Origin of the sequence: Pedobacter steynii (assembly GCF_001721645.1) — a bacterium.
Taxonomy (GTDB): domain Bacteria; phylum Bacteroidota; class Bacteroidia; order Sphingobacteriales; family Sphingobacteriaceae; genus Pedobacter; species Pedobacter steynii_A.
Window position 1 is genome coordinate 4789823 of record NZ_CP017141.1, and the last position, 13069, is coordinate 4802891.

At 41.4% G+C, this 13069-nt stretch carries 13 protein-coding genes; 4 read left to right on the forward strand and 9 right to left on the reverse strand.

Translation table 11 applies throughout. From position 1 onward, the window contains the following. Positions 1 to 68: 68 nt before the first annotated feature. The 7 genes from BFS30_RS19830 to BFS30_RS19860 all read right to left on the reverse strand — a co-directional run bounded on the left by BFS30_RS19830 (position 69) and on the right by BFS30_RS19860 (position 7330). Entirely contained in the window at positions 69 to 758 is a 690-nt protein-coding gene (locus BFS30_RS19830; RefSeq protein WP_069380882.1) for a hypothetical protein, read from the reverse strand. Positions 759 to 838: 80 nt separating this feature from the next. Further along, positions 839 to 2029, reverse strand: a complete 1191-nt coding sequence (locus BFS30_RS19835; RefSeq protein WP_069380883.1) for a hypothetical protein — start codon at positions 2027 to 2029, stop codon at positions 839 to 841. Continuing rightward, positions 2026 to 2577, reverse strand: coding sequence for a sigma-70 family RNA polymerase sigma factor (locus BFS30_RS19840; protein WP_167353172.1), 552 nt, complete (start codon positions 2575 to 2577; stop codon positions 2026 to 2028). The genes BFS30_RS19835 and BFS30_RS19840 overlap by 4 nt, the downstream gene beginning before the upstream one ends. 198 nt (positions 2578 to 2775) lie before the next feature. Continuing rightward, a complete protein-coding gene (locus BFS30_RS19845; protein ID WP_069380884.1) occupies positions 2776 to 3555 on the reverse strand; it encodes a 3-keto-disaccharide hydrolase in 780 nt (259 codons plus the stop codon). Positions 3556 to 3609: 54 nt separating this feature from the next. Next, positions 3610 to 4356, reverse strand: a complete 747-nt coding sequence (locus tag BFS30_RS19850) for a hypothetical protein (protein ID WP_069380885.1) — start codon at positions 4354 to 4356, stop codon at positions 3610 to 3612. 10 nt (positions 4357 to 4366) lie between these two features. After that, positions 4367 to 5377 (reverse strand): bestrophin family protein, encoded by a 1011-nt coding sequence (locus BFS30_RS19855; RefSeq protein ID WP_069380886.1) that lies wholly within the window; start codon positions 5375 to 5377, stop codon positions 4367 to 4369. 315 nt (positions 5378 to 5692) lie between these two features. Beyond that, complete coding sequence (locus BFS30_RS19860; RefSeq protein WP_069380887.1) at positions 5693 to 7330, reverse strand: ArnT family glycosyltransferase; 1638 nt, start codon at positions 7328 to 7330, stop codon at positions 5693 to 5695. Positions 7331 to 7617: 287 nt separating this feature from the next. On the opposite strand from BFS30_RS19860, the gene BFS30_RS19865 reads away from it, so the two are divergent. Beyond that, positions 7618 to 8625, forward strand: a complete 1008-nt coding sequence (locus BFS30_RS19865; RefSeq protein WP_069380888.1) for a PQQ-binding-like beta-propeller repeat protein — start codon at positions 7618 to 7620, stop codon at positions 8623 to 8625. 23 nt (positions 8626 to 8648) lie between these two features. On the opposite strand, the gene BFS30_RS19870 is transcribed toward BFS30_RS19865, so the two are convergent. Next, entirely contained in the window at positions 8649 to 10322 is a 1674-nt protein-coding gene (locus tag BFS30_RS19870; RefSeq protein WP_083252129.1) for a M28 family metallopeptidase, read from the reverse strand. Positions 10323 to 10484: 162 nt separating this feature from the next. Between BFS30_RS19870 and BFS30_RS19875 the strand changes: the two genes are divergently transcribed. Both BFS30_RS19875 and BFS30_RS19880 read left to right on the forward strand, forming a co-directional pair. Next, on the forward strand, positions 10485 to 10784 hold the full coding sequence (locus BFS30_RS19875) for an ArsR/SmtB family transcription factor (protein ID WP_069380889.1): 300 nt from the start codon (positions 10485 to 10487) through the stop codon (positions 10782 to 10784). Positions 10785 to 10796: 12 nt separating this feature from the next. Then, positions 10797 to 11903 carry an NADH:flavin oxidoreductase gene (locus BFS30_RS19880; protein WP_069380890.1) on the forward strand — a complete coding sequence of 369 codons (1107 nt, stop codon included), beginning with the start codon at positions 10797 to 10799 and terminating at the stop codon, positions 11901 to 11903. Positions 11904 to 11960: 57 nt separating this feature from the next. On the opposite strand, the gene BFS30_RS19885 is transcribed toward BFS30_RS19880, so the two are convergent. After that, complete coding sequence (locus BFS30_RS19885) at positions 11961 to 12215, reverse strand: hypothetical protein (protein ID WP_069380891.1); 255 nt, start codon at positions 12213 to 12215, stop codon at positions 11961 to 11963. A 99-nt stretch (positions 12216 to 12314) separates the two neighbouring features. On the opposite strand from BFS30_RS19885, the gene BFS30_RS19890 reads away from it, so the two are divergent. Next, on the forward strand, positions 12315 to 13064 hold the full coding sequence (locus BFS30_RS19890; RefSeq protein WP_237028614.1) for a DUF2490 domain-containing protein: 750 nt from the start codon (positions 12315 to 12317) through the stop codon (positions 13062 to 13064). The last annotated feature ends 5 nt before the right edge of the window (positions 13065 to 13069 follow it).

Consider the following 13069-nt stretch of genomic DNA (forward strand, 5'->3'; position numbering starts at 1 on the left):
AAATCACCCGTTTACCGGGCCGAACCGTACTGTTACCAGCAGTGCGGTTCATTTTTGTTAAACCTGTATTATATCGATTGTATTTTCTTGTTTATTCTCATGGCTACATTTAAGGGTAACAGATCTTCCAGATAACGTTGGTCTACCACAATAATTTCGGGAGATTTCCAGTCAACACGCACCGCAACATAGGTAATACCTGTTTTTAGGATATAATTTTTTGGTTTCGCTATACCTGAAGAACAGGTATTGAGAAACTGAAGGTTAATGTCATTTGGAGACTCATTTCTGACCAGCACGGCATCACAGAAGCTGACATCTCCTGAATACATAGATTGATTTAGAACCGCATGTACGTTGGTTTTTGGAAGTGCCGTCAGGATTAATCCACCGATATTTTTTTCTATTGTTCCATCTGTTCCGAAGTTTTTAATATTGACAAAAGTTGTCTTTATAGATTGGTTCTGATGGTAGAAGAAAAACAAAGCGGATAAACTGATCAAAAGGCTGGCAGCGATTCCATAGCGATACAGTTGAAGTCTTTTAATCCTGTTTTTCTGATCCTTTGCCAGGGTAGAACGATGAATGCTGTTCCAAAGGGACTGCTCTATTTCCTGTTCTTCTTCCAGACTGTGTAGGGAAGGGGGAGCTTCTTCATCCGAATCCATCCATGCCAGAACCTCCTGAATTTCTTCAGGGCTGCATAAGCCGGAGTGGTATTTTTTTAATAATTCTGCTGTGATGTTCTGATCGCCCATTACTATAGAGTAGACCGAAAGCAGAATTACCCCTACGTCTTATTTAGATTTTTTTTAAATAAGATGTGGACCTCGTTTTTTTATTTGAATTTAGGACAGAAGAGCAGATATGAAGATCCTGGAGAAACCGTTCCCCGGATTGTTAAACCTTTATTCAATTGATTACTTTTTGAATTGTAGCGATATACCTGTGCCTGATGTTCTTTTTCATTGACAATGAAATAAGCATTTTTCCCGTCAAAAAAGCCACTGGTACCCCAGATGAAATTTGGTTGATGCTGATCTTTTAATAAGAGCGTCAGGGTTTTCCTATACACATCGGCGACATAATAATCTGATTTTCCTGTAGACGGAACCGGAGCGCTGACCAGGATAACTTTACCATTTCCGGCAGCAGTTATTCCCAGCAAATGTAATCCGTTTAACAATTCAGAAAGGTTAAAAAAGTAATCTTTATCAAAAGCATTTGCAGTATTTCCGATTTTATAAAAAGCCGTTGTTGCGGTAGGGTGGTTACCATGGTAAAATACGGGAGAAGTGAGGATATACTGATCGCCCTTTTCATCCATAAAGGAATTGAACAGTCCGTTTATGGAAGTTCCGGGAAAGGCCGAGCGTGTGTCCTTTGTAATTTTCAGCTCATCCATACCCGGATAATTCAATATGGCGAGATAAGAAGTATCACTACAGTGGTTAAAATCAACGCCGAATGAGCTGTAGCCAAGGTATAACCTCCCATTATGATAACTGCTGAAAGTCTCATGCCTGCTCTGATCCTTAGCGACGGGTAAAGGCCAGGAGTCAGATTTTTTAAGTATCATTTGCGTTGGGTCGATGATAAGATATTTATCCCGGTTTGTCTTTCCTCGTCCACTGATATACAGTTCTCCCTGGCCGAGGTCCATGGTGTTTTCAATGAAGTTGAAATCTTTGAGCTGTAATTTTCCTGCTGGCTGTAATCCCTTGCGGTAGGTATACTTGCTCAACATTTCTGTCTTTTTATCAAGGCTAATCAAAAAACTATCCCGGAGGATGACACCCGCACCTAAAGTATTTGAAATGTCTATGCCTTGATCCGTATGGATTAATTCACCGGAATCCAGGCTGTTTAACCAGAGCAAGCGATCCTGAGTACGGGAGCCTTTTTCTGCATTAATCAGGAGTCCATATTGATATTGTTCTCCGGAATCGACCTGATTTCCGGCTTCTTTAGTCTGACAGGCGATGAGGCAGCTGCTGATCAGCAGGAGGGCGATATGGGTTATTTTCATTCGTTTTTATAAGCCGAAAGATGCTGACGGATGAACGAAAGGGCTTTTGTAATTTGGTTTTCTACGGTTTTTTCCGAAAGAAGAAGAGAGGCGGCAATCTGACGATTGTTCATCCCATTTTCCCGGCTTAACCTGTAAATCTGCTGGCACCGTTCAGGTAACTTCTCTACCAAGGATGCGATTTCTTTGGTGAGAAAGCTAAATGCAACCTGTTTTTCCGTAACTAAATCAGTATCCTTACAATAACGCATCGACTCCTCAAGATTTCTTTCCTGCTGAATTTTCTCCCGAAAATAGGTAGATATTTTAAATTTTATGGATCTGACCAGGTATTTTTCTATAGAATCAGAAATCTGTAGCTCATTGCGTCTTTCCCAGATAGACCTGAAAAGGTCATGGACCATGTCTTTGGAAAGATCCTGATCCTGAAGTTTTTGATAACAAAGGTAATAGAGTTTTTTCCAGTAGATTTTATAGACAAGGGCAAATGTCTCCTCATTGATCTGAAAAGGTAGTTCCTGTGCTTTTATTTCTGTAATATCTAACAATCCCCTGTGTGTAATCAGGCCAAAGGTAATGTTATTTAGATTTATTCAAAATAAAAAAATACAGATCTGCGAATTAAAAAAATAGACTGGGTGCCTGTTGCCGGAAGTGCGATATAGTATCTGTTTTTTGGCAAAACAATCATAAAAAACCGGCTTATCTCAGCCGGTTTTTTATGATGTAAATAGGTTGTCTTTATTTTAAAGTTCTCTGATCCAGATGTTACGGAAGCTCAACGGTTCACTTTTATCTCCATGAGATTGTAGTTTAATAGGAGATGGGCCATGTGCTTGTTTATACGATGGTAATCCCACATATTGAGTCGGACCTTTCAATTCAAAACCATTCTGTACGACTACGCCGTTATAAATTACAGTTACTTTTGCCGGACTTTTCAGGGAACCATCAGTATTGAATGTCGGAGCAGTCCAGATGACATCATAGGTTTGCCATTCTCCCGGTTTCCTGGCCGGGTTGAACAGGGGAGTAGTTTGCTTATAAATGCTTCCAGCCATCCCATTGGTATAGGTTTTATTGTTGTAAGCATCCAGGATTTGTAATTCGTAGCCCAGGTCCCCTTTTCCTATTGAAGCCAGGAAAAGCCCGCTGTTGCCACGAGACTGGCCTTCGCCGGTAATATTTGCCGGAACTTTCCATTCCAGGTGAAGCTGATAATTATTGAAAGATTGTTTGGTTTCAATATTTCCGGTGGTTTTGTCTACCGTCATTTCTCCTTTTGCTACTTTCCATTTTGCAGGTTGTGAGCGGTCGTCTGTCATTACCCATTGGTCCAGGTTTTTACCATCGAAAAGGATGATGGCATCTGAGGGCGCATTGCCGGCCGTTTTTGCAGGAGTTACAACCACTGGTACAGGGGTATAAAACTCAGTATCTTCATGTTTTGCATTTTCCTGTGCCTTCGTAAATCCGGCTGTTCCCAGTAGCAAAGCGGAGGTTAGTATTGCGCTATTTAAGTTCATAGTTGATAATTTAGCTTAAGATTTAAGGCTAATATACAATTATTGATCGCGGTTTTATTTCAAAAATTCTCCAATCAGGTTTTGTCGCTCATTTGTTGCAAGATCAATTAGCTCAAAGCGTTTAGCAGAGGTAAAAGAGCCTATGTCAGTATCGCTGTTGATGTGAATTGTACCTAATAAAATGACGTATTTACAAGTGTATTTAGTCTGGCTGACCAATTCATTGATCCTTTTATCAATGGCTTCATAAATCACCTCAGTTGCTTCCTTCAAAGGATGCCCGGCATTGACAATTCTTGCTTTTTCTTTTAACAGGATTTGTTCAATTGTATTCATTTGATAATCCATATCATTTAGGTTGCCGGGGATGATGCCATTATTGAGTAATTTATTTAAAGCGCCCTTTGCCGCCCCGCAACAACCTGTCCCTTTATGTTGTCCGTATCTATGGATCTCACCAACAACTCCTTCTTTTGAAATGCCAATATGAGGGCCATAGTAAACAAAGACTGCACCTTCATCGGGAACATGACTGGCAAAAGCCCCCATTCCGGTTAGCCCGGTGAAGGGGAATCCATCCAGACCTCCCATTTTAAATGGCCCCAGAAATTCACTCGCCCTGACCGGGTATTGAATGCTGTTCACATCATCACTACAAATGCTATCGGCCAGCATAATCTGGGAAGGCTCGAGGTCCAGTCGCTCTTCTACGAAGTCGATCAGGCAGTTGACGCTGTCTATGGTGGTAATTGCATTGGGGTAATGGGTACGGACCAAGGCCAGTTTTTCTCTTTTTTTCATGGGGCTGATTTTATAAGATAATGTTGTTTTTAGGTTGAAGTGCAGGAGGTAAATCTGTTTCCCCCAGCATTTCTCTCATGTCTATTTCTATTGTTCTGCTCATTTGAGAAATAGGTACATCATTCGCATTTCCTTCAAAAGGGTTTTCTGTACTTTCTCCCACCACTTCTAATGAGGTGTACACCCAGGATATCAGGACACTGAAAGGAATGACCATCCAGACCATATTTCCTTTCATAATACCCTCCATGCCCTCATTGAGTTTGTCAAATTCTTTAAGTAAGCCAAATGGGAGCAGGAAACAGAAAAGTTTAATGAAAAATCCATTGATGGTTGCGAACTGACGCGGGTAGGGGAAGTTTTTGATTCTTTCACTTCTTCCCTGATGGTCGTAAAATTCTTTCACCATTCTTTCCATCTCTACAAACTGGTAGCTGTCCAGCAATTGCCGGTCGAATAAGGATCTGATGGTTTTCGATTGGAGGCTCATCAATTGTACTGCCCGGTTTTTGGTGGTTAAGATATAACGGAGTTCTGCTGCAGGAAGGTATTTTGCCAGTTCTTCATCAAGTGTGGTTTCTCTTTCCGGTATGGTATAGAATTTTTTATACTCCTGATTTGATCTGTTGGTGCTATTTTCCCAGACACGACTTTCTCTCATTTGATAACGTAGTGCAGTTAACCAGGCGAAATGCCGGTACACCAGCTGTTTTGTTTCGTGGGGCTGATGGGTTAGAAAATCCCTGCTCATCACTCCCCATGATCTGCTGCTGTTGAGAATTGATCCCCATATTTGTCTTGCTTCCCAGGTCCTGTTATAGGTCTGGGTATTCTTAAAGCCCACAATAAATGCAGTCGCTGTGCCTAAGAGTGCGACTACTGTCCATGGAATGGCCAGCCATTTTACACCCAGGCCTTCGTAAAGCAAGGTGGGGACTGCCCCAATCAGGAGCACCCAATAAATGGTTCTCCTTGTCCAGACAAGGAATTCTTTTAATTGATAGGATCTGCCAATGTGCATAATTTAATGTTGATCTGGTTTTGAACTGAATTTACTGATGATGATGCCAACCAGCACTACGGTGTAGAACTGACCGATAATGCCAAAAGAATGCTTTTCATCCTTAAGAGTGTTGGTGTACTGATTTGAAGGTGGTGATTTTTCTCATTTTGGTCGGATGATTTTTTGCAGACATTTGTTCGGTTCCTGAAATTTATCAAAAATTAAACCAAGTTGTTTTGGTATGGTCAGATTGCCCGGTTCAGGGAATGATAGAATGCTATCGGGTGATATCAGAGGAATGAAATTCACATAAATCACCATTTTGGAATTTCCTTAAAGAATCTTAACGAGATAAAACCGCTCAATCACTTGATTACGGGTATGGTAATTCAGGAATTTAGGTTTTAGTCTGGTGATGCGGAAATAGTCGAAGCTTTTCAGAATTTTGGTGTTGTAAATCGTCTTCAGGACAGAAAATTCTGACTCCGGGATATATACCACCATGCTTTTGTCGCTCTTTTCCTTTTTCAGTTCTTCATAGCCAGACAGATATCCGATTTCTCCGGGTGCATAAAAATCGAAAGCATCAGAAGCATTCATAAGAATTTTTGGCTGTGTTCCCGGATGTTGTTCCTGCAGCCATTTCCCTGCCTTCATCCCTGCCTGGTATTCCAGAAGGGCAGGATAAAAGAATAGATAAAGAAATCCCATCAGGGAAATGGATAGCAAAGTGCTTCTTGCCATGATGGTCTGTACAGATGTGCCTTTGAACAGTACAAAAGCAAGGATCAGAAGAAGCAGTAAGCTCCCGATGCAGAGAAATGGTGAAGGAACGCGAAATAACAGGGCAATTGAAGAAAGCATTGCCGTTATGATCAGGAAAAGAACATTCTGAATCCCGAAAAATACTTTGAGACCTTTTGATTCCAGCCGGCACAGGTATGCTGCGGTAAGGATCGAAAACTGAGGGAAAATGAGCAGGATGTAATGTGGCAGCTGGAATTTAGAAAAAGAAAAGATGACAAAGGAAACCAGTGCACTCGCCCAGATGATGATGCCTTCCATAGGGATCTGATCTCTGTTTTTCTTTTTTACCAACTGAGCGATGGCAGTGTAAAACAAGATTGACCAGGGTAAAAATGCCCATAAAGTGGTATGAAGGAAAAAAGAAACATCCCCTTTTCCTTTGATTGGGCCATTATTGAAAAAGCGTCCAAACTGACTGTCCCAAAAGAAAAACTTTAGGCCTGAAACACCCTGTTGTCCGAATACTGTTTTTTCCGGATGCAGATCAAACTGTACATATAAGGTATAAAGCTCCGGACTGATAAATATCAGAATCAAGACCAAAGCAATCCACCATTTTGGTTTCAGGAGTTCCCGGTATTGCTTGCTGACAGCCCAATAAATGAGGAAGCCTGCAAAAACAGGAATCAACACAAAGATGCCTTTTATCATGACGGCACAGGCGGCAAAAAAAGACCCGGCTATAATATGCCAGAAACTGCGCTGCTGAGCTTTGTAATAGTGGTAGATGCTGGCGATAACAAATGTCGTAATATAGGTTTCAGCCCTTACATCAAAGCTGGAGATAATCAGGTGAAGTGCGGTGCTATAGATCAGTACACTAATTAATGCCGTTTTCTGGTCATAAATTGCTTTTGTGAAAAGGTATAAATGCCAACAGCCCAGTAAGCCCGCAAGAAATGAAGGCAGCTTGTAGGCAAAGGCAGAAATTCCGAAAATTTTATAGGATGCTGCTGCGAGCCAAAACGTGAGATGTGGTTTGTCCAGCCAATCTGTACCACGTAAATAGAGGTTGATCCAGTCATTTTTTAGAACCATTGTCTTGGCTATCGTCGCGTATAAAGCTCCATCAGGTTCCATTAAATCCCCAAAGAGTGCCGCTGTACTTACGATAGTAACGAGGATGATCAGGAGCAGGTACAACTGGTTTTCCGTTATTTTCATTGGAATATATTTGTTTTTCTATTGATTTTTGATCTCGTCATTAATGAACCAGCAGCAAGATAATTTTTGAACAATACCTCAGCTTTAAAGCCGTATTAAATGATTGTTATGATTTTAAGGTACAGGTGATTAGGTTGCTGCATTTTCAATCGGGATGATCAGTAACTCATACTCAATTTTTATTTTCTATTTTAGAGTCAGCAATTATCATGATCCTACAGCTGACCTGGCGAAATGGATCTGACTTGCAAATGATGGCTTCGTAACCGCTAAAAAAAATATATTCAATGAACAATAAAGCGACCTGGACTTATAACATTAAGGGAATCCGGACTCCTGGAGTTTCTCAGATGCTGGTGCATGAGAATCTTGTATTTATAGCGGTTCATTATGCCAAGGCTGGATTTTATGAAGGCAAGTTGTTGTGTTTAAGTTTAAATACAGGGGAATTGCAATGGGAATTTGTCACTGATCATGTGATCAATTCAAAAGTTTCGGTTTCAGGTGATCAGGTGTACCTGGCCGCTTTTGACGGACATGTGTACGGACTTAATCTGGCGGATGGTCAGCTACGCTGGAAATTTCATACCGGAAAAAATATGTTTTCCTCGCCGGCAGTTGTTGGTGATAAACTGATCTGTTGTGAAACCCATACCGGCAATTTCACCTATTGTCTGGACCGACATAGTGGTCAAAAGATCTGGGAGTTAAAAACTGGTGTGGCGGTAGCCTCAAGTCCGTTAGTTTATAAAGACCTGATTTTTCATGGTAGTAACAGTCCACTTTTTTTTGCAATAGACCTGAATACAGGGATAGAAAAATGGAGATATGAAGCCGATGGGTATTTTGCCGGCAGCCCGAATCTTTTAGGAGATCAGGTGATTACAGGATGTTTAAATGGATCTGTATATGTATTTGAACCTTTCACGGGCCAGATCGTTACACAATTCCAGACCGGAGGTGCTATTTACCGGAAACCTATAATAGAAAACAAACATATCTTCATTGGCAATGAAGCGGGTGTATTCAGTTCGCTGACTACTTCTGGTCAATCCATCTCTGTGGACTGGACCTATCAGGTCCCTGAAATCATCAGCACCAATGCCTGCATTGCCAATGGACAGGTTTTATTTGGCAGTGCAGATGGTCACGTGTATTGCCTGGATAAGGAAGATGGAGCACTGATTGACAAAAAAAACATGAAAAGCATTGTCAGAGACATCATGCTGACGGATGAATTTTTCCTGATCGGTGCTGATAAAGGTCAGCTTTCTGCATTTGAGCGGGAGAGCTAAGCTGTGATAGGAACTCTGCTCTTTTATCTTTTCTCTCTGATTGCTTTAAACTCGGATCCGGTTTTCCATTTTGGAAAAGTCTGTTCTGTGCTCAGACGATAACCCATATCAAATAACAACCGCACATCTTCTACCATACCACTCATTTCCCAGGTTTTCTCATCGAAATTATCCTGAGGGGAGTGGTACCTGGTTTTGATATAGTCCTGGGCTTGTTTCATGCCCCATTCTTTTCCATGGGCTACGTTGTCTACCCCTGAACCTGTAAACAGAGAAGGAATGCCCACTTTTGCAAAATTGAAATGGTCAGAACGGTAATATAAACCGGAGGAAGGAACGGGATCAGCAACAATGATCCTTCCTTGTTTTTTAGCAGATAAAGCCGCATAATCTTCCAGTTCCGACTGTCCGTAACCGTAAATCACAATGTCTTTGGTTTTTCCGGCAAGTCCCATCATGTCCATATTGATGTTTGCTACAGATTTCTGCACCGGGAATACCGGATGTTTTGCATAATATTCAGAACCGAGCAAGCCTTGTTCTTCTCCGGTGAAAGAGATAAACAGGATCGACCTTTCCGGTTTTACCTTTGCTTTTTTAAAGGCTGAAGCGAGCTCTAATAATGCCGCAACACCTGTTGCATTGTCTACTGCGCCATGATATACCGAATCTCCTTTTATGATTTCTCCGACACCAAAATGGTCCCAGTGCGCAGAATAGATCAGGGCCTCATCAGCTTTCTTTGTTCCGGGGATCAGGGCAAGTACATTATTTGATACCGATCTTTTGATACTGGTTTTGATCTTCAGGGAAGTAGTCAAATCTAAATCAACAGCTTTAAACCCGGGTTTCAATGCCTCTTTAAACAACAAGCTCCCGTCTTTACCGGCAAGCGTAAAGAGTTGTTTGGCAATGTCGAGACTAATCCATCCTTCTACGGTGGCCCTGGATGTATTCTGATCAGCAGCTTCCAGTTGTAATTTTGATTTTGACCAGCCACTTCTGACTACAGACCATGGATATCCGGCAGGAATATCGTCATGGATGATGAGAATTCCTGTGGCACCTTGTCTGGCTGCTTCTTCAAATTTATAGGTCCAGCGACCGTAATACGTCATGTTTTTTCCTTTGAACAAGCTGGAATCAGACAAGCCCGGATCGTTGATCATCACCACAACTGTTTTTCCTTTGACATCTAAACCGGCATAATCATTCCAGTTGTATTCCGGCGCTACAATTCCATAACCTGCAAAGACCAGGGGGGAATTGGTGATGCTGACTTCTGCAGCTGCATGTTTGGTTCCGGCAACAAAACCGGTCAGAAGTTCAGCAGTGACCGATCCGTTTTTTCCTTTGATAACTAATTTTTCTTCTGGAATGGATTTAATGTCTACCATGGGTACTTCCTGAAAAAAACTCTTTCCGTTTCCTGGTTTCAGATTTAATTTTTCAAACTCCGTTTTCAGGTAATTGATGGTTTTGGTTTCTCCCAGGGTAAAAGGCTTGCGGCCTTTAAATTCATCTGAGGCTAAAATGCGGATATGTTTTGCGAAACTTTGTTCATCTATGGCTTTTATTGCTGCTGAGTCGGGGGAGAGGGCCGTGGTAACTACGGTCTGCGCGTTTACACAGAGGCAAATGGATAAGAGTGTAAGGGTGGCAAAGAAATTACGGGAGTATATTAAGGGATGAGTCATTTTTAGGGGGATAAAATTTCCAAAATAAGTTCTGCAGCGCTAATATATAACATTCCGGACAGAAGCTTTATAGGTATATCGGGAATATCCGATATTATCATTTTGATGTCATCTATTTTCTTTTAATAGGAATATCGGAAAAAGTCGATATACATTTGTATCATGAAACAGTTAGAAATATTTAAAGCACTTTCCAACAAGACCAGACTGGAAATTTTGCTATGGTTAAAGGATCCGGAATCCAGTTTTCCCGAGCAGCTGCATGCAGGCTTTGAAGTTGGGGTTTGTGTAGGAGAGATCCAGCGAAAAGCCGGACTTACCCAATCTACGGTTTCCGAATATTTAGCTATTCTTCAACGTGCGGGCCTGGTAGAATCGACCAGGGTAGGGCAATGGACCTATTACAAGCGTAATGAAGACACATTTGCAGAGTTGAGTAAAATTATCCAATCCGATATTTAAATAATATAATATATGAATACTGACAGCTTATTCAGACCGTTTAGCCTGAAATCATTAAATATTAAGAACAGAATTGTAATGGCTCCGATGACGAGGTCATTTTCCCCAAATGGTATACCTGGTGCTAACGTTGCCACTTATTATCAAAAGAGAGCGGAGGGAGAGGTTGGACTGATCCTTTCAGAAGGGACTGTAATTGACCGTATCGCTTCTTCTAATGATGCCAATATTCCTCACTTTCATGGAGCAGCTGCTTTGTCGGGATGGGAAAATGTGATCAAAGACGTTCATTCGGCAGGAGGAAAAATGGGGCCGCAGATCTGGCATATGGGAATTATGGACAACCATCATTCGGGATGGGTGCCATCTGCACCATTTGAAGGTCCCTCAGGGCTAAACAGACCTGGTTTTAACAATGGAAATACCATGACTGAAAATGACATTACCGAGGCAATCCTGGCCTATGGACGTGCAGCAGCAGACGCAAAACGCCTTGGATTCGATACGGTTGAGATTCACGGTGCTCATGGTTACCTGATCGACCAGTTCTTTTGGGAAGGTACCAATTTACGTACAGATGGTTATGGTGGCAAGACTTTGCCGGAACGGAGCCGTTTTGCAATTGAAGTGGTCAAAGAAGTGCGTAGACAGGTAGGAGATGATTTTGCAGTGATCCTTCGTTTATCACAATGGAAACCTGCTGACTATACCAATCAAATGGCCAAAACACCCGAAGAACTGGAGGCCTGGTTAAATCCTATGGCAGACGCAGGGGTGGATATTTTCCATTGTTCACAACGTCGGTTCTGGGAGCCTGAATTTGAAGGCTCTGACCTCAACTTTGCCGGATGGGCTAAAAAGGTAAGCGGAAAAGCCACGATTACTGTGGGATCTGTTGGGCTAAGCGGAGAATTTTTAGGTGCTTTTGCTGGCGAAAGTTCTGAACCAAGCTCATTAGAAGAGTTAATGCGCCGTATGGATAGAGGAGATTTTGACCTTGTAGCTGTTGGAAGACCATTGCTTTCAGATCCAAATTGGGTAAAGAAAATCAGAGAAGAACGTACCGGAGAATTAAAAGGCTTTACCAAAGCTGCATTGAGTCAGCTGGTTTTAGATTAATCAGATATTATACTTTACCATATAAGGCCGGTATTTTAATACCGGCCTTTCTATTGCTTATTCGTTTTTACTTAAAAAGTCGTCAATCTGTTTACCAATCTGATCCACAACTTCCTGTGGATGTTCGGTTTCATTGCCTCCGGATTCATACCAACCATTATCATCTCTGATGAGATAAAGGTAAAAGTCTGAACCACCAGTCTGGTTTTTAAAATGATAAGTTTTATCATCAGAAGTTGTTACCGGACCCTTCACAATTCTACCCCCAGATACCTTAGCCTGAGCATCTAATAAATGCCTTTTTACACCCATGTTTTTTTACCAAAATAGGTATAATAACTGGCAATACCCCTTTTTAAGCCGGGGAAATAACAGGGTTGAATTTTATTGGAAATTTAAATCTTTAAAATAATGTTATTATTTTGGGCAAACACACGAATTAAAGATCAGAATATGCGTATTTCCTTCTTTTTACTAGCGATGCTATGCAGTTTAAGTCAAATTGCCATTGCCCAGGTTCAACATCAAAATACGGGCTGGTTGTTTCTTTTGAATAATAACAAAATCAATAAAAAATGGGGAACTCATCTCGACATACAATTGAGGTCCTCGGATCAGTTTTCTCAATTGAGAAATTTGATGTTCAGACCAGGGCTTACCTATTTTATCAATGATAAAAGTGATGTAACACTGGGATATTTACTGAATGAAACCTTTGTCGATCAGGTTGGCAGAAAAGACCTGCGGCTTACCGAGCATCGGATATGGCAGCAATACATTTATAAGCATAAAATCAGTACGGTTAATATAAGTCACAGGTTCCGCCTGGAGCAAAGGTTCATGGAACAGAATGGTGCTGAAGATTTGTTTGCACAAAGGTTCAGGTACTTTTTCCGGACAATCCTTCCGCTGGCGAAAGGAAAACAAAATTTTGATCAGGGATTTTTTGCTGCTTTACAGAACGAACTTTTTTTTAATGTTCAGCAAAAGGACAAACTGAATGGTCATTTTTTTGATCAGAACAGGGCATATCTCGCGGGCGGATACCGTTTTAGTAAAAAACTGGACCTGGAGGCTGGTTATTTAAATCAGACGGTAAAGGGAGCAGGCAGTAATTCTATGAACCATGCGATTCAGCTTGCCTTGTATACCAGATTTTAACGGGA